This window comes from Streptomyces racemochromogenes (assembly GCF_044129415.1).
Classification (GTDB): Bacteria; Actinomycetota; Actinomycetes; order Streptomycetales; family Streptomycetaceae; genus Streptomyces; species Streptomyces racemochromogenes_A.
The window spans coordinates 1-22846 of sequence record NZ_JBBDHD010000040.1 but is presented as its reverse complement, the minus strand read 5'-3'; the positions used below and the strand labels follow the sequence as shown (position 1 = coordinate 22846).

Here is a 22846-nt window from a genome sequence, read left to right as displayed (position 1 = left end):
GTCCCCTCGAAAGGAATTGCGGCGCAGTGCGCACCGAACTCATCAGGCCACTTCCCGTCGCACTCCTGGAGAACGCGACCCGCTTCCCCGACAAGACGGCCTTCGAGGACAGCCGGCGGTCGGTCACCTACGGCGACCTGGAGGCACGGACGCGCAGGCTCGCCGGACACCTGGCGGGCCTGGGCGTCGAGCCCGGCGACCGGGTCGCCCTCTGCCTGGGCAACACCGTCTCCACGATCGAGGGCTACCTCGCGATCGTCCGCGCCGCGGGCATCGGCGTCCCCCTCAACCCGGCCTCGTCCCTCGCCGAGCTGGAGTACCTGCTGGCCGACAGCGGGACCCGGGTGGTCATCACCGACCCCGCCCAGGCCCACCGGCTGCGGGGATCGGCGGCCCTCGGGCCAGGCACCACCCTGCTCGTCACCGGCGGAGACCCGGTGGCGGACGGGGCCGCGGGGGACCCCTCGGCCCACTCGTACGACGAACTGGCCCTGCGCGAGCCGGACCTGCCCGCCCGCGACGACCTCGGACTCGACGACGTCGCCTGGATGTTCTACACCTCCGGCACCACCGGCCGCCCCAAGGGCGTCCTGTCGACCCAGCGCAACTGCCTCTGGTCCGTGGCCTCCTCCTACGTGCCCGTTCCCGGACTCACCGACCGGGACCGCGTCCTGTGGCCCCTGCCGCTCTTCCACAGCCTCTCGCACATCGCGTGCGTCCTGTCGGTCACCGTCGTCGGCGCCACCGCCCGGATCATGGACGGCAGCTCCGCCGAGGACGTCATCCGCACCCTGCGCGAGGAGGACTGCACCTTCCTGGCCGGTGTCCCCACCACCTACCACCACCTCGTCGCCGCCGCCCGCCGGGACGGCTTCTGCGTCCCGAGCCTGCGCATCGGGCTGGTCGGCGGCGCGGTCACCGGCTCCCGGCTGCGCCGCGACTTCGAGGAGCTCTTCGGCGTCCCGCTGGTCGACGCCTACGGCAGCACCGAGACCTGCGGCGCCATCACCATGAACCCCCCGGACGGCGCCCGCGTCGAAGGCTCCTGCGGTCTGCCCGCCCCCGGTGTCGACGTCCGCATCGTCCACCCCACCACCGGCCGGGACGTACCGGCCGGGGAGGAGGGCGAGGTGTGGGTCAGCGGACCGAACGTCATGGTCGGCTACCACAACGACCCCGAGGCGACCGCCGCCGCCCTCCAGGACGGCTGGTTCCGCACCGGCGACCTGGCCCGCCGCGACGAGGCCGGCTACTTCACCATCTGCGGCCGGATCAAGGAACTCGTGATCCGCGGCGGGGAGAACATCCACCCCGAGGAGGTCGAGGCCGTCCTGCGCACCGTCGACGGCGTCACCGACGCGGCCGTCGCCGGCCTGCCGCACGAGACCCTCGGCGAGGTACCCGTCGCATACGTGGTCCCCGGCGCCTCCGGCTTCGACGCCGCCGCGCTGATCGCCCGCTGCCGCGAGCAGCTCGCCCCCTACAAGGTGCCGGAGCAGGTCCGCGAGGTCGACTCCATCCCCCGGACCGCCTCAGGCAAGACCCAGCGGCGCCTGCTGGCTGAACGGCCCGGCGTCCTGCGATACGAGACGGGTGCGGCCCTGGCCGAGGAGGCCGCGCGGCGGATCCGGCCCGACGCCGCCGTCACGGCCGCCCTGCGCGAGCGGCTGGCCGGACTGGACGGGCGCGCGCAGCTGGCCCTGCTGGAGGACCTGGTCCGCACGCAGGCCGCCGAGGTGCTGGGGGAGCCGGGCGGCGAGCCGCTCCCGGCCGACCGGGCCTTCCGCGACCTGGGCTTCACCTCCCTGGCCGTCGTCGCCCTGCGCAACCGGCTCGTGGAGATCACCGGGCTCGGGCTGCCCACCACCGTCGTCTTCGACCACCCCACCCCGGCGGCCCTGGCGGCCGGGGTGCGGGCCGAGGTCCTCGGCGCCGCCCCGGAGGCCGGGGGCGCGGGCACGGCCCCCGCCGCGGCCGACCCCGGCGAGCCGATCGCCATCGTGGGCATGGCCTGCCGGCTGCCCGGCGGGGTGGCCGGTCCGGAGGACCTGTGGCGGCTGCTGTCCGAGGGCCGGGACGCGGTCTCCGGCTTCCCCGAGGACCGCGGCTGGGACCTGGAGGGGCTGTTCCACGCGGACCCCGGGCACGCGGGCACCTCGTACACCGACCAGGGCGGCTTCCTGGAGGGCGCGGGCCTGTTCGACGCCGGGTTCTTCGGGATCTCGCCGCGCGAGGCCCTCGCGATGGACCCGCAGCAGCGGCTGCTGCTGGAGACCTCGTGGGAGGCCCTGGAACGGGCCGGCGTCGACCCGCTGTCCCTCAAGGGCGCCGACGTCGGCGTGTTCTCCGGGCTGTTCGGCCAGGGGTACGGGACCGGCGCCGCCGCAGTGGCCCCGGAACTGGAGGGCTTCACCACGACCGGGTCGGCGGCGAGCGTGGCCTCCGGCCGGGTCTCGTACGTCCTGGGACTCGAAGGTCCGGCGGTGTCGGTGGACACCGCGTGCTCCTCGTCCCTGGTGGCGCTGCACCTGGCGGCGCAGTCGCTGCGGCAGGGCGAGTGCTCGATGGCCCTGGCCGGGGGCGTGGCCGTGATGGCGACGCCCGCCCACTTCGTGGAGTTCTCCCGGCAGCGGGCCCTCGCGGCCGACGGCCGCTGCAAGGCCTTCTCCTCCACGGCCGACGGAACCGGCTGGGCCGAGGGGGCCGGGGTGGTCGTGCTGGAGCGGCTGTCGGTGGCGCGCGAGCGCGGCCACCGGGTGCTGGCCGTCATCCGCGGCAGCGCGGTCAACCAGGACGGTGCCTCCAACGGGCTCACCGCGCCCAGCGGCCCGGCGCAGCAGCGCGTGATCCGCAAGGCCCTGGCGGCGGCTGGGCTGGCCCCGGCGGACGTGGACGCGGTCGAGGCCCACGGTACCGGGACGGCGCTGGGCGACCCGATCGAGGCGCAGGCGCTGCTGGCGACGTACGGGCGGGACCGGGACGTGCAGCGGCCGCTGTGGCTGGGTTCGCTGAAGTCCAACATCGGGCACACGCAGGCGGCGGCGGGCGTGGCCGGCGTGATCAAGATGGTGCAGGCGCTGCGGCACGGGGTGCTGCCCGCGACCCTGCACGTGCAGGAGCCCACCGGACAGGTGGACTGGTCGGCGGGCGCGGTGGAGCTGCTGACCGAGGCGCGGGCGTGGCCGCGGGCCGGGCGGCCGCGCCGGGCGGGGATCTCGTCCTTCGGGGTCAGCGGGACGAACGCGCACCTGATCCTGGAGGAGGCCCCGGCCGAAGCCCCGGAGGAGCTCGCGGAGGCGGGGCCGGTGGCGGGTGGTGTGGTGCCGCTGGTGGTGTCGGCGCGCAGTGCCGCCGCCCTGGCCGGGCAGGCCGGGCGGCTGGCGGCGTACGTCGGCGGGGGCGACGCCTCGCTGGCGGAGGTCGGTGCGGCGTTGGTGTCGCAGCGTGCGCTCTTCGACGAGCGCGCGGTGGTCGTGGCCTCCTCGGCCGAGGAGGCGCGGACGAGGCTGGAGGGGCTGGCACGTGGTGAAGGTGCGACGGGTGTGGTCTCCGGCACTGCGACCGCTCCGGGCCGGGTGGTCTGGGTGTTCCCGGGCCAAGGGTCGCAGTGGGCCGGCATGGGACGGGAACTGCTCGACTCCTCGCCGGTGTTCGCGGCGCGGATCGCGGAGTGTGCTGCCGCGCTGGAGCCGTGGGTCGACTGGTCGCTGACCGAGGTCCTGCGGGGGGAGGCGGCGCCGGAGTTGCTGGAGCGGGTGGACGTGCTCCAGCCGGCGAGTTTCGCGGTGATGGTCGGCCTGGCCGCGGTGTGGCGCTCGGTGGGGGTTCAGCCCGACGCCGTACTCGGTCACTCGCAGGGCGAGATCGCGGCCGCGTGTGTCTCCGGTGCGCTGTCGCTGGAGGACGCGGCCCGGGTGGTGGCCCTGCGGAGCCAGGCCATCGCCGAGGAGCTGGCCGGGCGCGGCGGGATGGCCTCGGTGGCGCTGAGCGCCGACGAGGCGGCCGCCAAGCTGGAGCGGTGGGCGGACCGGGTCGAGGTCGCCGCCGTCAACAGTCCGTCGTCCGTCGTGGTCGCCGGTGACGCCGAGGCGCTGGATGAGGCCCTGGAGGCGTTGGCCTTTGAGGGTGTCCGGGTGCGCCGGGTCGCCGTGGACTACGCCTCGCACACCCGGCACGTGGAGGCGATCGAGGAGCTCCTCGCCGAGGCCCTTGCGGGGATCGCGGCGAAGGCGCCGGAGGTGCCGTTCTACTCGACCGTCACCGGCGGCTGGATCGAGGACGCCGACGTCCTGGACGGCGGCTACTGGTACCGCAACCTGCGCGGCCAGGTCGGCTTCGGCCCGGCCGTCGCCGAACTGACCGCCCAGGGCCACGGGGTGTTCCTGGAGATCAGCGCCCACCCGGTGCTCGTCCAGCCGATCGCGGAGACCGTCGACGGCACCGACGCGGTCGTCGCCGGCTCCCTGCGCCGAGAGGACGGCGGCCCGCGCCGCCTGTACGCCTCCATGGCCGAGCTCTTCGTCCGCGGCGTGGCCGTGGACTGGGCGGCGCTCCTGCCCGCCGTGACGGCGCGCGCGGAGCTGCCGACGTACGCCTTCGACCAGCGGCACTACTGGCTGCCCGCGGCCGGCCCGGCCGCCGACGCGGCCTCGCTCGGGCTGGCCGCCGCCGACCACCCCCTCCTCGGGGCGGTCGTCGGCCTGCCCGGCTCCGGCGGGCTCATGGCCACGTCGCACTGGTCGCTGCGCGCGCACCCCTGGCTCGCGGACCACGTGGTGTCCGACGCCGCCGTCGTCCCGAACGCGGCCCTGGTCGAGCTGTCCATCCGGCTCGGCGACCTCGCCGGCGTCCCCGTGCTCGCCGAACTGACCGTGGACGTGCCCGTCGTCCTGCCGCAGCGCGGCGGCCGCAGCGTGCAGGTGCTCGTCGGCGCACCCGACGGGGCCGGGCAGCGGTCGGTGGAGGTCCATTCACGCGCCGCCGACGCCGCCGTCGACGCCCCGTGGACGCGGCACGCGCACGGCGTGCTCGCCCCCACCGCCGCCCACGCGGCCGCGCCCGCCGGCCTCGGGCGCGCCACCGGCGTCGCCCTGGACGAGAACTCCCTTCGCGACGCGCACCGTTACGGCCTGCACCCCGCCCTGCTGGACGCGGCCGTCCGCACCGTCGTCCCCGCCGGCTCGCTCCCGTCCCGGTGGACCGGGGTGTCCCTGCTGGCGTCCGGCGCCTCTGCTCTGCGCGTGCGGCCGGCCGAAGGCGAGGGCCTGGAGCTGACCGACCCCGCCGGGCAGCCCGTCATGACCGTCGCCTCGCTGCGGTCCGCCCCCTTCTCGCCCGAACGGGCGGGGATCACGGGCGCGTTGCCGCACGACGCGCTGTTCCGCGTCGAGTGGACGCCGTGCGCGCTCCCCGCCGCCGGCGGGCCCCTCGACGTCGTGACCGTCGCCACCGGCGCGGACGTGACCGTCGCCGCCGGCGCGGCTCCCGACGTCCTCCTGTACGAGGTCCCGGCCCGCGCCGGGACCACCGACCCCCGTCCGGCGGTCGACGCCGCCCTGGCCGTCCTCCAGGCCTGGCTGGCGGAACCCGCCCTGGCCGAGACCCGCCTGGCCGTGGTCACCGCCGAGGACGGCGGCCTGGAGGCGGCCGCGGTGGCGGGCCTGGTGCGCTCCGCGCAGTCCGAGCACCCGGGCCGGATCGTGCTCGCCGAGCTCGACGCCCCCCGCTCCGCCCTGCCGGCCGTGCTCCTCAGCGGCGAAGCTCAGATCAGGGTGCGCGACGGCGTGGCCGAAGTGCCCCGGCTGGTACGGGCGACCGCGGCGCGGCCCCCGGCCGGCAGGCGGGCGCTCGACCCCGAGGGCACCGTACTGATCACCGGCGGCACCGGCACGCTCGGCGCGATGACGGCCCGGCACCTGGTCACCGCCCACGGCGTCCGCCACCTGGTGCTGGCGGGCCGCCGCGGCCACGCCCCCGGACTCCGCGACGAGCTGACCGCCCTGGGCGCGTCCGTCACCGTCACCGCGTGCGACACCGCGGACCGGGCCCAGGTCGAGGCCCTCCTGGCCGCGATACCCGCCGAGCACCCGCTCACCGCCGTCGTGCACTCGGCCGGCGTCCTGGACGACGGGGTGCTCACGGAGCTGACCCCGCGGCGCGTGGACACCGTCCTGCGGCCGAAGGCCGACGCGGCACTCCACCTGCACGAGCTCACCCGGAACCTGGACCTGGCCGCGTTCGTCCTGTTCTCCTCCGCCGCCGGCGTGCTCGGCAACCCCGGCCAGGCCAACTACGCGGCGGCCAACGCCTACCTGGACGAGCTCGCGCGCCGGCGCAACGCCCTGGGCCTGCCGGCGGTCTCCCTCGCCTGGGGCTACTGGTCGACGGTCAGCTCCATGACCGAGCACCTGGGCGCCGCCGACCTGCGCCGCAACCAGCGCATCGGCATGAGCGGGCTCTCCGCCGCCGAGGGCATGGCCCTCCTCGACGCCGCCCTCGGCGACACCGGCGCACTCGTGGCCGCCAAGTTCGACGTGCCCGCCCTCCGCACGGCCGCCGCCGAGGCCCCGGTACCGCCGCTGCTGCGCGGCCTGGCCCCGTCCCCGCGGCCCACAGCCCGGGCCACCGCCCCCCTGCGCGAGCGCGTCGCCGGCCTCAGCGCGGCCGAGCAGACCGAGGCCCTGCTCGCACTGGTGCAGCGGCACGCCGCCGAGGTGCTGGGGCACCCCACCGCCGACGCCGTCCCCGCCGGCCGCACCTTCAAGGAAGCCGGGTTCGACTCGCTGACCGCGGTGGAGCTGCGCAACCGGCTGGCCACCGCGACCGGGCTGACCCTCTCCCCGGTGGTGGTCTTCGACCACCCCAAGCCGGCCGCCCTCGCCGAACACCTGCGCACCAAGCTCTTCGGCCCCGCGGATGCCGACGCCGCCGCACCCGGGCGGCCCGCCCTGCCCGGCACGCCGCCCGCCGGTCCGGACGCGGACGATCCGATCGCCATCGTCGCCATGGCCTGCCGCTTCCCGGCGGGCGTGCACAGCCCCGAGGACCTCTGGCGGGTGGTCGCCGACGGCGTCGACGCCGTCACCGGGTTCCCCGCCGACCGGGGCTGGGACACCGACGGCCTCTTCCACGCCGACCCCGACCACCCCGGCACCACCTACGTCCGCCACGGCGCGTTCCTCGACGACGCCCCCGGGTTCGACGCCGCCTTCTTCGGCATCTCCCCGAACGAGGCCCTCGCCATGGACCCGCAGCAGCGCCTGCTGCTGGAGACCTCCTGGGAGGCCTTCGAACGGGCCGCGATCGACCCGACGACACTCGCCGGAGAGGACGTGGGCGTCTTCGTCGGCGTCAACAGCCACGACTACACCGTACGGACGCACCGGGCTTCCGGCGTCGAAGGGTTCCGCCTCACCGGCTCCTCGGGCGCCGTCACCTCCGGCCGCATCGCCTACCACTACGGCTTCGAGGGCCCGGCCATCACGGTCGACACGGCCTGCTCCTCCTCCCTGGTGGCCCTGCACCTGGCCGCGCAGGCGCTGCGGCAGGGCGAGTGCTCGATGGCCCTGGCCGGCGGTGTCATGGTGATGGGCACCGTCGAGACCTTCGTCGAATTCTCCCGCCAGCGCGGGCTGGCCCCCGACGGCCGCTGCAAGGCGTTCGCGGACGGCGCCGACGGCACCGGCTGGTCCGAGGGCGCGGGCCTGCTGCTCGTCGAGCGGCTGTCGGACGCCCGCCGCCGCGGCCACCGGGTCCTCGCCGTGCTCCGCGGCTCCGCCGTCAACCAGGACGGCGCCTCGAACGGCCTGACCGCGCCCAACGGCCCCGCCCAGCAGCGGGTGATCCGTAAGGCCCTGGCCCAGGCCGGTCTGGCCGCCTCGGACGTGGACGCCGTGGAGGCCCACGGCACGGGCACGACCCTCGGCGACCCCATCGAGGCCGAGGCCCTCCTCGCGACCTACGGCCAGGACCGCCCGGACGGCCGGCCGCTGTGGCTGGGCTCCGTGAAGTCCAACATCGGCCACACACAGGCGGCCGCGGGGGTGGCGGGCGTCATCAAGATGGTCATGGCCATGCGGCACGGCGTCCTCCCGCGGACCCTGCACGTGGACCGCCCGTCCTCGCACGTCGACTGGTCCGCGGGCGCCGTGGAACTGCTGACCGAGGCCCGTGACTGGCCCGGCGACGGCCGCACCCGCCGGGCGGGCGTCTCCTCCTTCGGCATCGGCGGCACCAACGCCCACGTCATCATCGAGGAGGCCCCCGCACAGCCGCCGGCCCCCGTCGCACCGCTGCCCGCACCGGCGGACGACCCGGCACCCGTGCCCGTCCTCGTCCCGGTGTCGGCACGGACGCGGGCCGGACTGGGCGGCCAGGCCGCCCGCCTCGCCCGCTTCCTCGACGAGCGCCCCGACGTGCCGCTCACCGACGCCGCCCACGCGCTCGCCACCGCCCGCGCCCAGCTCGACCACCGCGCCGTCGTCCTGGCTTCCGACCGGGGCGCGCTCGCCGCCGGCCTCGGCGCCCTCGGCCGCGGCGAGGCGGACCCCGCCGTGGTCCTCGGCACCCCCGCCCCCGGCAAGCTGGCCGTCCTCTTCACCGGCCAGGGCAGCCAGTGGGCCGGCATGGGCAGCGAACTCGCCCGGACCCAGCCGGTCTTCCGCGAGGCCTTCGAAGCGGCCTGCGCCGCCGTCGAGGAGCACCTGGCCGGACACGTGGAGCGCCCCCTGCGCGAGGTCGTGTCCGCCGCCCCGGGAACCCCCGGCAGCGAACTGCTCGACCGCACCGCCTACACGCAGGGCGCCCTGTTCGCCCTGGAGACCGCGCTGTACCGGCTCTTCGAGTCCTGGGGGGTGCGCCCGGACCTCCTCGCAGGCCACTCCGTCGGCGAGATCACCGCCGCGCACGTCTCCGGCGTCCTGGACCTGCGGGACGCGGGCCGGCTGATCGCCGCGCGCGGCCGGCTGATGCAGGCCCTGCCCGAAGGCGGCGCCATGGTCGCCGTCCAGGCGACCGAGGCCGAGCTCGCCCCCCTGCTGGCCCGGGCCCGGGGCGTCGTCTGCGTCGCGGCGGTCAACGGCCCCGACGCGCTGGTGCTCTCCGGTGCCGAGGACGCCGTCCTCGCCGCCGCCGCCGAACTGGCCGCCCGCGGCCGCAAGACGCGCCGGCTGCCGGTCAGCCACGCCTTCCACTCCCCGCTCATGGACCCCGTGCTCGACGAGTTCCGCGCCGTCGCGGAGGGCCTGACCTACCGGCCCGGCACCCTGCCCGTCGTCTCCACCCTCACCGGCGCCCCCGCCCGGGACGGACTGCTCGCCACCCCCGGCTACTGGGTCGACCAGGCCCGCGGCGCCGTACGGTTCAGCGACGCCGTCACCGCCCTCGGCGACCGCGGGGCCACCATGTTCCTGGAGGTCGGCCCGGGCGGCGCCCTCGCCGCGCTCGCGTCCGCCACCCTCGGCGACACCCGGGAGCACGCCTTCGTCGCCGGCCTGCGCAAGGACGGCGGCGAAACGGAGGGCGTCCTGACCGCCCTCGCGGAACTGCACGTACGCGGCGTGGACATGGACTGGACGGCCGTCCTCGGCCGGCCCGCCGGTGCGGCCGGCCCCGAGCTGCCCACGTACGCCTTCCAGCACCAGCGGTACTGGGCCGGCTCCGACACCGACCCGCGCGGCGGCGCCGAAGCCCTCGGCACCACCGCTGCCGGACACCCGCTGCTCGCCGCCGTCGTCGACGTACCCGGCGACGCCGACGGGGACGGCGGCTACGTGCTCACCGGGCGGCTCGCCCCGAACGGCCCGGGACGGCCCTTCGGCCCGGCGGCCGAGGACGCCGCCGAAGGCGTCCCGGCCGCGGCGCTGCTGGAGATGCTCGTCCGGGCCGGCGACGAGGCCGGCTGCGGAAGCCTCGAACGGATCGCCGTGGAGGCGCCGCTGACGGTCCCGGAGCACGGCCACACCCGGATCAGGGTGTCGGTCGACGGCCCCGGCCCGGACGGCCGCCGCCGCGCCGCCGTCCACGGCCGCCGCTCCGACGACGGCGGGCGAGGCCCCTGGACCTGCCACGCCCGCGCCGTCCTGGTGCCCGGCACGCCGCAGCCCTCCTTCGACCCGCGCACCTGGCCGCTGCCCGCCGACGGCGCCACCCCCCTCCCCGGAGCGCCGCGCGTGTGGGAACACGACGGTCACACCTTCGCGGAGATCACCCTGCCCGCCGAACTCGCCGACGAGGCCGCGCGGTACACCCTCCACCCGGCACTCCTCGACACCGCGCTGCGCGTCCTGGACACCGCCACGGCCCCGTCGGGCGACGGCCACCGCCGTGACCTGTCGCTCTGCGCGGACGTGGCCGTGTACGCGGAGGGCGCCGCCACGCTGAGGCTGCGCGCCACCCCCGCCGAGGACGGCCGCCACCTGCTGGAACTCGCCGACGCGGAGGGCGGACCCGTCGCGGTCCTCGGCCCGCTGGCCCTGGACGCCGTACCCGCGCCGCAGTCCGTCCAGGCGGCCCCCCGGGCCGCGGAGCGGACCGCGCCGCAGGCCCCCGTCCGGCGCGTGGCGGCGCGCGGCGAAGCGGCCGGGGGCGGCCTCGCCGGCCGGCTGGCCGCACTGCCGGGCGAGGAGCGGCAGCGCGTGGTGCGGGACCTGGTCCAGGAGGCGACCGCGTACGTGCTCGGCCACCGCGCGTCGGACGCGCTGGACGCGGAACTGTCCTTCAAGGGCCTCGGTGTCGACTCGCTCAGCGCCGTCAAGCTCCGCAACCACCTGCGCGAGCTCACCGGGGTGGACGACCTTCCGATGACCCTGGTCTTCGACTACCCGAGCCCCACCGCCCTCGCGGCGTACCTGCTGGCCGAACTGCTCGGCGGGCAGGAGGCCCCCACCGCCCCCGCCGCGGCGGCCGTCTCCGACGAGCCGATCGCCATCGTCGCCATGAGCACCCGCCTGCCGGGCGGCGCGGACAGCCCCGAGGAACTGTGGAAGCTGGTCGCCGAACAGCGCGACGCGGTCTCCGGCTTCCCGCTCGACCGCGGCTGGGACCTGGAGGGCCTCTACCACCCGGACCCGTCCCACCCGGGCACGAGCTACACCCGTTCGGGCGGCTTCCTCCACGAGGCGGCACGGTTCGACGCCGGACTGTTCGGGATCTCGCCGCGCGAGGCGCTCGCGATGGACCCGCAGCAGCGGCTGCTGCTGGAGACCTCCTGGGAGGCCCTGGAGCGGGCCGGCATCGACCCGCTGTCCGCCAAGGGCGCCGACATCGGCGTCTTCACCGGGATCGTCCACCACGACTACGTGACCCGGCTCCACCAGGTCCCGGAGAACGTCCAGGGCTACCTCATGACCGGTACGGCGGCGAGCGTGGCCTCGGGCCGCGTGTCGTACGTGTTCGGCTTCGAGGGCCCGGCCGTGACCGTGGACACGGCCTGCTCCTCGTCCCTGGTCGCGATCCACCTGGCGGCGCAGGCCCTGCGACAGGGCGAGTGCTCCATGGCCCTCGCCGGCGGTGCGACGGTCATGGCCAGCCCCGACGCCTTCATGGAGTTCTCCCGGCAGCGGGGCCTGTCCGCCGACGGCCGCTGCAAGGCCTTCTCCTCGACGGCCGACGGAACCGGCTGGGCCGAGGGTGTCGGCGTGGTGGTGCTGGAGCGCCTGTCGGTGGCCCGCGAGAAGGGGCACGAGGTGCTGGCCGTCCTGCGCGGCAGCGCCGTCAACCAGGACGGGGCCTCCAACGGCCTGACCGCCCCCAACGGGCCCTCGCAGCAGCGGGTCATCCGCAGGGCACTGGCCACGGCCGGACTCACCCCCGCCGACGTGGACGTGGTCGAGGCCCACGGCACGGGCACGGCGCTGGGCGACCCGATCGAGGCCCAGGCGCTGCTCGCCACCTACGGCAAGGACCGTGACGCGGAGCGGCCGCTGTGGCTGGGCTCGCTGAAGTCCAACATCGGCCACACCCAGGCCGCCGCGGGCGTGGCGGGCGTGATCAAGATGGTCATGGCCATGCGGCACGGCGTACTGCCCGGCACCCTGCACGTGGAGGAACCCACGGCGGCCGTGGACTGGTCCGCCGGGGCGGTACGGCTGCTCACCGAGGCCCGGGAGTGGCCGCGCGACGGCCGGCCGCGCCGGGCGGGCGTGTCCTCGTTCGGCGCCAGCGGGACGAACGCGCACCTGATCCTGGAGGAGGCCCCGGCCGAGCCCCGGCAGGAGGCCGCGGAGCCGGCCCCGGTGCCCGGCGGTGTGGTGCCGCTGGTGGTGTCGGCGCGCAGCGCCGCCTCCCTGGCCGGGCAGGCCGGGCGGCTGGCGGCGTACGTCGAGGGCGCCGACGCGGTGTCGCCGGCGGACGTGGCCGGCGCCCTGGTGTCGAGCCGTGCGCTGCTGGGCGAGCGCGCGGTGGTCGTGGCCGGATCCGGAGAGGAGGCCCTGGCGGGGCTGCGGGCGCTGGCCCGCGGCGAGAGCGCCCCGAACCTGGTGACCGGCAGCGCCGCCCCCGGCGCGGGCGCACCGGGGAAGGTCGTGTGGGTGTTCCCGGGCCAGGGGGCGCAGTGGGCCGGCATGGGCCGTGAACTGCTCGACTCCTCGCCGGTGTTCGCGGCGCGGATCGCGGAGTGCGCGACCGCCCTTGAGCCGTGGGTGGACTGGTCGCTGACCGAGGTCCTGCGGGGCGAGGCCGAGCCGCAGGTGCTGGACCGCGTCGACGTGCTCCAGCCCGCCAGCTTCGCCGTCATGGTGGGCCTGGCGGCCGTCTGGGCCTCGCTCGGCGTCCGCCCCGACGCGGTCGTCGGCCACTCCCAGGGCGAGATCGCCGCCGCGTGTGTCTCGGGGGCGCTGTCGCTGGAGGACGCGGCCCGGGTGGTGGCCCTGCGGAGCCAGGCCATCGCCGAGGAGCTGGCCGGGCGGGGCGGCATGGCCTCGGTGGCGCTGAGCGCCGACGAGGCGGCCGCGAAGCTGGAGCGGTGGGCGGACCGGGTCGAGGTCGCCGCCGTCAACAGCCCGTCGTCCGTCGTCGTCGCCGGCGACGCCCAGGCGCTGGACGAGGCGTTGGAGGCACTGGCCTTCGAGGGGGTCCGGGTCCGCCGGGTCGCCGTCGACTACGCCTCCCACAGCCGGCACGTCGAAGCCATCGAGAGCACCCTCGCCCAGGCCCTCGCCGGGATCGCGGCGAAGGCGCCGGAGGTCCCGTTCTACTCCACCGTCACCGGCGGCTGGATCGAGGACGCCGACGTCCTGGACGGCGGCTACTGGTACCGCAACCTGCGCGGCCAGGTCGGCTTCGGCCCGGCCGTCGCCGCCCTCCTCACCCAGGGCCACGGCGTCTTCGTCGAGGTCAGCGCCCACCCGGTGCTCGTCCAGCCGGTCAGCGAGGCGGCCGACGGCGCCGAAGCCGACGCCGTGGTCACCGGCTCCCTGCGCCGCGGGGACGGAGGCCTGCGGCGGCTCTACGCCTCGGCGGCCGAGCTCTTCGTCCGCGGGGCCGCCGTCGACTGGAGCGGTGTCCTGCCGCCGCCGGCCCACCGCGTGCAGCTCCCGACGTACGCCTTCGACCACAAGCACTACTGGCTCCAGGAGGCGGACACCGCCACCGGCCCCGCCGGCGAGGCCGAAGGCGCGGACCACGACTTCTGGGACGCCGTCGAGCGGGCCGACCTGGACTCCCTCGGCGCGCTGCTGGAGATGGCCTCGGCCGACCAGCGCAGCGCCCTGGACGCGGTCGTGCCCGTCCTGGCGGAGTGGCGCGGCAAGCGCCGCGAACGGTCCATCGCCGAGAAGCTGCGCTACCACGTCACCTGGCAGCCCCTCGAACGCGAGGCGGCCGGCGTACCCGGCGGCCGCTGGCTGGTCGTCGTCCCCTCCGGCCGCCCGGCCGGCGGCGCCACGGACGCGCTCCTGAAGGACCTGAGCGGCCTCGGCCTCGGCACCGTCCTGCTGGAGACCGACGCGGCGGACCTCACCCGGGACCGGCTCGCCCGGCGCCTGAGCGAGGCGCTGGCCGCCCAGGACCTGAGCGGTGTCCTCTCCCTCCTCGCGCTCGACGACCGGCCCGCCGCCGACGGGCACCCCCAGGACCCGGCCTCGGCCACCGCGCCGACGCTCGCGCTGATCCAGGCCCTCGGCGACTGCGGCGCCCCCCAGCCCCTGTGGTGCGTGACCCGGGGAGCCGTGAACATCGGCATCCACGACACCCTCACCTCCCCGGTGCCGGCGGCGCTGTGGGGCCTGGGCCGGGCCGCCGCGCTCGAACGCCCCGACCGGTGGGGCGGCCTGCTCGACCTGCCCGCCACCGACGACCCGCGGACGGCCACCCACCTGCTCGGAGCCCTCAACTCCGCCGCCGGCGAGGACCAGCTCGCGGTGCGCCGCTCGGGCGTGTACGCCCGGCGCCTGGTCCGCAAGCCCGTACCGGAGTCCACCGGCGACGGCTGGCGGCCCCGGGGCACCGTCCTCGTCACCGGCGGCGCAGAAGGCCTCGGCCGGCACGCCTCGGTCTGGCTCGCACAGGCCGGCGCGGCCCGCCTCGTCATCACCACCACCGCCCGAACGGCCGACGACAGCGTGCCGGGGCTGCGGGCGGAACTGGCCGCGCTGGGCCTCGACACCACCGTGGAGTCCTGCGCGGACACCGACCGGGAGGCCCTCGTACGCCTGGCCGACCCCACGGCGCCCGAGCAGCCGCTCACGGCCGTGGTGCACGCCGCCGACATCACGTGGACCGGCTCCGTCGACGACACCGGCGTCCAGGACCTCGCCGACGTGTTCGCCGCCAAGGTGGACACGGCCCTGTGGCTGGACGGGCGGTTCGCGGACACGCCGCTCGACGCGTTCGTGGTCTTCTCCTCGATCGCCGGCGTGTGGGGCGGCGGCGGCCAGGGCCCGTCCGGCGCGGCGAACGCCGTCCTCGACGCCCTGATCGAGTGCCGCCGCGGCCGCGGGCTGCGGGCGACGTCGATCGCCTGGGGCGCCCTCGACATGGTCGGCGTGGGCATGGACGAGGCAGCCCTCGCCCAGCTCCGCCGCCGCGGCGTCCTGCCCGTGCCCCCGCAGCTGGCGGTCACCGCGATGGTGCAGGCGGTCCACGGCAACGAGAAGTCCGTGGCCGTGGCCGACATGGACTGGAGCGCGTTCATCCCCGCCTTCACGTCGGTCCGCCCCAGCCCCCTGTTCGCCGACCTCCCCGAAGCCGCGCAGGCCCTCCGGGCACTCCAGGGCGACGGAGGGGACGGCGACGCCGCCGCGTCCCTCGCGGACTCCCTGCGCGCGGTCCCGGAGGCCGAACAGGACCGCATCCTGCTCCGGCTGGTCCGCGGCCACGCCTCGACCGTCCTCGGCCACAGCGGCGCCGAGGGCATCGGCCCGCGACAGGCCTTCCAGGAGGTCGGCTTCGACTCGCTGGCCGCCGTCAACCTGCGCAACACCCTGAACGCGGCCACCGGACTGCGGCTGCCCGCGACGCTGATCTTCGACTACCCGACCCCCGAGGCCCTGGTCGGCCACCTGCGCTCCGAACTGCTCCGGCAGGCGGACGACGGCCCGGACCCCCGCGAGGACGACCTCAGGCGCGTCCTGGCCTCCGTCCCGTTCGCCCGGTTCAGGGAAGCGGGGGTGCTCGACGCCCTCCTCGGCCTCGCCGAGGCCGGATCGGACGGGGACCCCGACGCCGCCCCCGGCGCCACCGCACCCGGAGGGGAACCGCCGGCGGCCGCCGCCGACGCGGAACTGATCGACGCCATGGACGTTGCCGACCTCGTGCAGCGGGCCCTGGGCAAGACGAGCTGATCACCTGTGAACGAATCGTGGAGGATGGATATGTCGGCGCCCGACCAGCAGGTCGTCGAGGCACTGCGCGCCTCGCTGAAGGAGAACGCCCGGCTCCAGCAGGAGAACAGCACGCTCGCCGCGGCGGCCGCGGAGCCCATCGCGATCGTCTCCATGGCGTGCCGCTACGCCGGCGGCATCCGCGGCCCGGAGGACTTCTGGCGCGTGGTCTCCGAAGGAACCGACGTGTACGGCCCGTTCCCCGAGGACCGCGGCTGGGACGTCGAGGGCCTCTACCACCCCGACCCCGACAACCCCGGCACGACGTACGTCAAGGAAGGCGCCTTCCTGCGCGACGCCGGCCGGTTCGACGCCGGGTTCTTCGGGATCTCCCCGCGCGAGGCCCTCGCCATGGACCCGCAGCAGCGCCAGCTCCTCGAAGTGTCCTGGGAGACCTTCGAACGGGCCGGCATCGACCCGCACTCGGTGCGCGGCGGCGACGTCGGCGTGTTCACCGGCATCGTCCACCAGGACTACGCCCCGGACCTCAGCGGCCACGAGGACTACCTCAGCCTGGAGCGCGCCCTCGGGACCGCCGGCGGCGTCGCCTCCGGCCGCGTCGCCTACTCCCTCGGCCTCGAAGGCCCCGCGGTCACCGTCGACACCATGTGCTCCTCCTCGCTCGTCGCCATCCACCTCGCCGCGCAGGCCCTGCGCCGCGGCGAGTGCTCCATGGCCCTCGCCGGCGGAGCGACCGTCATGGCGACGCCCGGCGGCTTCGTCGGCTTCGCCCGCCAGCGCGCCCTCGCCTTCGACGGACGCTGCAAGTCCTACGCCGCCGGAGCCGACGGCTCCGGCTGGGCCGAGGGCGTCGGCGTCCTGCTGCTGGAACGGCTGTCCGTGGCCCGCGAGCGCGGCCACCGGGTACTGGCCGTCATCCGCGGCAGCGCGGTCAACCAGGACGGCGCCTCCAACGGCCTGACCGCCCCCAACGGCCCCGCGCAGCAGCGCGTCATCCGCAAGGCCCTGGAGAGCGCCGGACTCACCCCGGCGGACGTCGACGCCGTCGAGGGCCACGGCACGGGCACCGTCCTCGGCGACCCCATCGAGGCACAGGCGCTCCTGGCCACCTACGGCCAGGGCCGCGACCCTCAGCAGCCGCTGTGGCTCGGCTCCGTCAAGTCCGTCATCGGACACACGCAGGCGGCGTCCGGCGTCGCCGCCGTGATCAACACGGTGCAGGCACTGCGCCACGGCGTCCTCCCGGCGACCCGGCACGTCGACGCGCCCACCCCGCAGGTCGACTGGTCCGCGGGCGCGGTCGAGCTGCTGACCGAGGCACGGGACTGGCCGCGCGGCGACCGCCCCCGCCGCGCCGGCGTCTCCTCGTTCGGGGCCAGCGGCACCAACGCGCACATGATCCTGGAGGAGGCCCCCGCCGAAGAGCCCGCCGCCCCGGCCGCGCCGCCCCAGGCCCCGGGCGTGGTGCCGCTGGTGGTGTCCGCCGGGACCGCCGGGTCCCTGACGGCCCAGGCCGAGCGGCTCGCCGCGTTCGTCGAGGACGCCCCCGGGCTGCCCCTGGCCGACGTGGCAGGCGCGCTGGTCTCGGGCCGGGCGGTGCTGGCCGAGCGCGCGGTCGTCCTCGCCGGCTCGCACGAGGAGGCACTGGCCGGGCTGCGGGCCCTGGCCCTCGGCGAGAGCCCGGCCGCCGTCACCGCCGGCCGGGCGGCCGGCGCGGGCGGACCGGGGAAGGTCGTGTGGGTGTTCCCCGGCCAGGGCGCGCAGTGGGCCGGCATGGGCCGTGAACTCCTCGACGCCTCACCGGTGTTCGCGGCCCGGATCGCCGAGTGCGCCACCGCCCTGGAACGCTGGGTCGACTGGTCGCTGGTCGACGTGCTGCGCGGTGAGGTGGCGCCGGAGCTGATGGAGCGGGTCGACGTCCTCCAGCCCGCGAGCTTCGCCGTCATGGTCGGCCTCGCCGCCGTGTGGCGGTCCGTCGGCGTCGAACCCGACGCCGTACTGGGCCACTCCCAGGGCGAGATCGCCGCCGCCTGCGTCTCCGGCGCGCTGTCCCTGGACGACGCGGCCCGGGTGGTCGCCCTGCGCAGCCAGGCCATCGCCAAGGACCTCGCCGGCCGCGGCGGCATGGCCTCGGTCGCGCTGAGCGCCGACGAGGCGGCCGCCCGGCTGGAGCGGTGGGCCGGCCGGGTCGAGGTCGCCGCCGTCAACGGGCCCGCCTCCGTCGTGATCGCCGGTGACGCCGAGGCGCTGGACGAGGCCCTGGACGCCCTGGACGACCAGGGCGTCCGGATCCGCCGGATCGCCGTGGACTACGCCTCGCACAGCCGGCACGTCGAGGCCCTCCGGGACACCCTCGCCGAGGCCCTGGCCGGGATCGGCGCCCACGCGCCCACCGTGCCGTTCTATTCCACCGTCACCGGCGGCTGGGTCGAGGACGCCGGCGTCCTCGACGCCGGCTACTGGTACCGCAACCTGCGCGGCCAGGTCGGCTTCGGCCCGGCCGTCACCGCCCTCCTCGCCCAGGGCCACGGCGTCTTCGTCGAACTCAGCGCCCACCCGGTGCTCGTCCAGCCGGTCACCGAGACCGCCGACCGCACCGGCGCCGACGTGCTGGTCACCGGCTCCCTGCGCCGCGGGGACGGCGGCATGCGCCGCCTGTACGCCTCCATGGCCGAGCTGTTCGTCCGCGGAGTGCCCGTCGACTGGGCCGCGGCCCTGCCCGCCACCACGGCGCGCCCGGACCTGCCGACATACGCCTTCGACCACCAGCACTACTGGATCCGCATGGGCGCCGGCGCCTCCGACGCCGCCTCTCTGGGCCTCGTCGGCTCCGACCACCCCCTCCTCGGCGCGGTCGTGCAGCTCCCGCAGTCGGACGGGCTGATCTTCACCTCCCGGCTGTCCCTGCGCACCCACCCCTGGCTCGCCGGCCACGCGATCGGCGGAAAGGTCATCGTCCCCGGCACGGTCTACGTCGACCTCGCGGTGCGCGCGGGCGACGAGTTCGGCTTCGGCGTCCTGGAGGAACTCGTCATCGAGGCGCCGCTCGTGCTGCCCGAGCACGGCGGTGTCCGACTCCAGGTCGCGGTCGGCGGCCCCGGCGAGACCGGCCTGCGCAGCGTCGACGTGTACTCCCTGCGCGAGGACGCCGCCGGCGGGCCCGGCACGGACGCCTGGACGCGGCACGCCACCGGCCTGCTGTCGGCCTCGCCCGAACAGCGCGGGACCGCCCCGGACTTCGACTTCACGGCCTGGCCCCCGGCCGGCGCCGAGCCCGTCGAACTCGGCGACTTCTACGGGGACCTTGTCACCCGCGGCTACGCCTACGGGCCCGCCTTCCAGGGCCTGCGGGCGGTCTGGCGGCGCGGCGACGAGGTGTTCGCCGAGGCCGCCCTCCCCGATGACCAGCGCGAGGAGGCCGGGAAGTTCGGCATCCACCCCGCGCTGCTGGACGCCGCGCTCCACACGAACGCCTTCGCCAACCCGGACGACGACCGCAAGGTGCTGCCGTTCGCCTGGAACGGGCTGCGGCTGCACGCCGTCGGCGCCTCGGCCCTGCGGGTACGGGTCGCGCCCTGCGGACCCGACGCCCTGTCGTTCCAGGCCGCCGACGAGGCCGGCGGGACGGTCCTGACCATGGACTCCCTCGTCTCCCGCGTGGTCTCCGCCGACCAGCTGGACGCCGCGGCCGGCGAGGACGGCCGGGACGCGCTGTTCGGCGTGGAGTGGACCGAACTGGCCCCCGCCGAGGGTTCCGCGACCACCCCGTGGGTGCCGGTGGCCGGCGCCGCCGACGTGGCGGCCCTGGCCGGGGACACCGCGGCCGCGGTGGTGCCGGTGCTGGAGGCCGTCGGCGGCGGGGCGCTGGCCCTGACCTCCCGCGTCCTGGAGGCCGTCCAGGCCTGGCTCGCCGGGTCCGGGCCGGAGGGCGCCCGCCTCGTCGTCGCCACCCGGGGCGCGGTGCCCGCAGGCGGGGACGGCGCGGTGACCGACCCGGCCGGATCGGCCGTGTGGGGCCTCGTACGGGCCGCGCAGGCCGAGAACCCCGACCGGATCGTCCTGATCGACCTCGACCTCGACCCCGACGCCGGAACCGGCGTCCAGGCGGTGCTGGGCACCGTACTGGCCAGTGGCGAACCCCAGGTCGCGGTGCGCGGGACCACCCTCACCGCCCCGAGGCTCGTCCGGGCCGCCGTCGCGGCCGCCCCGCAGCCCCCGGCCGTCTTCGGACCCCAGGGCACGGTCCTCGTCACCGGCGGTACCGGCTCGCTGGGCGCCCTCGTGGCCCGGCACCTCGTCGCCCGGCACGGCGTACGGCACCTGCTGCTGGCGAGCCGTCGCGGCCCGCAGGCCGAAGGCGCCCGGGAACTCGTCGCCGAACTGGGCGAACAGGGAGCCACCGTCTCGGTGGTGGCCTGCGACGTCTCCGACCGGGGGCAGGTCGCCGACCTGCTGGCCACCGTCCCCGCGGAGCACCGCCTCAGCGGCGTCGTGCACCTCGCCGGCGTACTGGACGACGGAGTGGTCGCCACCCTCACCCCCCAGCGGCTGGCCGGGGTGTTCGCCCCCAAGGTCGACGCGGTCACCCACCTCGACGCACTCACCCGCGACCTGGACCTGGACGCGTTCGTCGTCTTCTCGTCCGCCGCCGCCCTCATGGGCTCGGCCGGCCAGGGCAACTACGCGGCCGCCAACGCCTTCCTCGACGGCCTGATGGCCCACCGCCGGGCCGCCGGCCTGCCGGGCCTCTCCCTGGCCTGGGGCCTGTGGGAACAGAGCACCGGTCTGACCGCCCACCTCAGCGCCGTCGACCAGGCGCGCATGAGCCGCGGCGGCGTACTGGCGCTGACGCAGACCGAGGGCCTCGACATCCTCGACGCCGCCCTGTGCGCGGACCGGCCGCTGCTCGTCCCGATCAAGCTGGACCTGCGGACGCTGCGCTCCCAGGCCGCGGCCGGCGGCGGCGTCCCGCACCTGCTGCGCGGCCTGGTCCGCGCCGGCCGCCGCGTGGCGCGGGCGGCCGCAGGGGACAGCGGCGGTCTCGTCCGCCGGCTCGCCGGGCTGCCGGCCGCCGAGCAGGAGGCCGTCCTGCTGGGCATCGTCCAGCAGGAGGCGGGCGCCGTCCTGGGCTTCAGCGGCCCCGAACTGGCCCAGGGCACCCGCGGCTTCAACGAGATCGGCTTCGACTCCCTGACGGCGGTCGAGCTCCGCAACCGGCTGAGCGCGGCCACCGGTGTGAAGCTGCCCGCCACGCTGATCTTCGACTACCCGACCCCGATCGCCCTCGCCCGCCACCTGCGCGACGAGCTCGGCGAGGCGGCCGGTGACGCCGGCACGCCCGCTCCGGCCGTGGCGGGCGCCGCCGTGGACCCGGACGAGCCGATCGCCATCGTGGGCATGGCCTGCCGGCTGCCCGGCGGGGTCGCGGGCCCGGAGGACCTGTGGCGGCTGGTGGCCGAGGGCCGCGAGGGCATGTCCTCCTTCCCCGACGACCGGGGCTGGGACCTGGACGGCCTGTTCGATCCCGACCCCGACAGCGCGGGCACCTCGTACACGCACCGCGGCGGGTTCCTCCACGAGGCCTCCCGGTTCGACGCGGCCTTCTTCGGGATCTCCCCGCGCGAGGCCCTCGCCATGGACCCGCAGCAGCGGCTCCTCCTGGAGGCCTCCTGGGAGGCCCTGGAGCGGGCGGGCATCGACCCGACCCGGGAGCGGGGCGGCAACATCGGCGTCTTCTCCGGCGTCTCCATCCACGACTACCTGGAGTCCCTCAGCAACATGCCCGCGGAGCTCGAAGGCTTCGTGACGACCGCCACGGCCGGCAGCGTGGCCTCCGGCCGCGTCTCCTACACCTTCGGCTTCGAGGGCCCGGCGGTCACCGTCGACACGGCCTGCTCCTCCTCCCTGGTCGCCATGCACCTCGCGGCGCAGGCGCTGCGGCAGGGCGAGTGCTCGATGGCCCTCGCCGGCGGTGTCGCCGTCATGGGCTCGCCGATCGGCGTCCTCGGCATGTCCCGCCAGCGCGGCCTGGCCGCGGACGGCCGCTGCAAGGCGTTCGCGGACGGCGCCGACGGCACCGTCCTGTCCGAGGGCGTCGGCATCGTGGTGCTGGAGCGGCTGTCGGTGGCGCGCGAGCGCGGGCACCGGGTACTGGCCGTCATCCGCGGCAGCGCGGTCAACCAGGACGGCGCCTCCAACGGCCTGACCGCCCCCAACGGCCCCGCACAGCAGCGCGTCATCCGCAAGGCACTGCAGAGCGCCGGACTCACCCCGGCGGACGTGGACGCGGTCGAGGCCCACGGGACGGGGACGGCGCTGGGCGACCCGATCGAGGCGCAGGCGCTGCTGGCGACGTACGGGCGGGACCGGGACGCGCAGCGGCCGCTGTTGCTGGGCTCGCTGAAGTCCAACATCGGGCACACGCAGGCCGCCGCGGGCGTGGCCGGTGTCATCAAGATGGTGCAGGCGCTGCGGCAGGGCATCCTGCCCCCGACCCTGCATGTGCAGGAGCCCACCCGGCAGGTGGACTGGTCGGAAGGCGCCATCGAGCTGCTGACCGAATCCCGCGACTGGACCGGGAACGGCCGGCCGCGCCGGGCGGGGATCTCGTCGTTCGGCATCAGCGGGACGAACGCGCACCTGATCCTGGAGGAGGCACCCGCGGAGGCCCCCGTGGAGGCGGCTGCGGAGGGGGCGCCGGTGGCGGGCGGTGTCGTGCCGCTGGTGGTGTCGGCGCGCAGCGCCGCCTCCCTGGCCGGGCAGGCCGGGCGGCTGGCGGCGTACGTCGGCGGGGGCGACGACCCCCTGGCGGAGGTCGGTGCGGCGCTGGTGTCGCAGCGCGCGCTCTTCGACGAGCGCGCGGTGGTCGTGGCCTCCTCGGCCGAGGAGGCGCGGACGAGGCTGGAGGCCCTTGCCCGCGGGGAGGACGCGGCCGGTGTGGTGACCGGCGGCGCGGGTGCGCCGGGCCGGGCCGTGTGGGTGTTCCCGGGTCAGGGGGCGCAGTGGGCCGGGATGGGTCGTGAACTGCTGGATTCGTCGCCGGTGTTCGCGGCGCGGATCGCGGAGTG

2 protein-coding genes and 1 pseudogene are annotated in these 22846 nt (G+C 76.4%); all 3 read left to right on the top strand.

Features of this window, described 5'->3' with window-relative positions; genetic code table 11:
• Positions 1 to 26: 26 nt before the first annotated feature.
• Positions 27 to 15779, top strand: a complete 15753-nt coding sequence (locus tag WDV06_RS17470; protein WP_395510680.1) for a type I polyketide synthase — start codon at positions 27 to 29, stop codon at positions 15777 to 15779.
• A 24-nt stretch (positions 15780 to 15803) separates the two neighbouring features.
• A pseudogene (locus tag WDV06_RS37355) lies at positions 15804 to 15863 on the top strand (polyketide synthase docking domain-containing protein); the annotation flags it as partial.
• Between the two features lie 54 nt (positions 15864 to 15917).
• The coding region (locus WDV06_RS17465) for a type I polyketide synthase (RefSeq protein ID WP_463668219.1) at positions 15918 to 22846 on the top strand (6929 nt) is incomplete at its 3' end.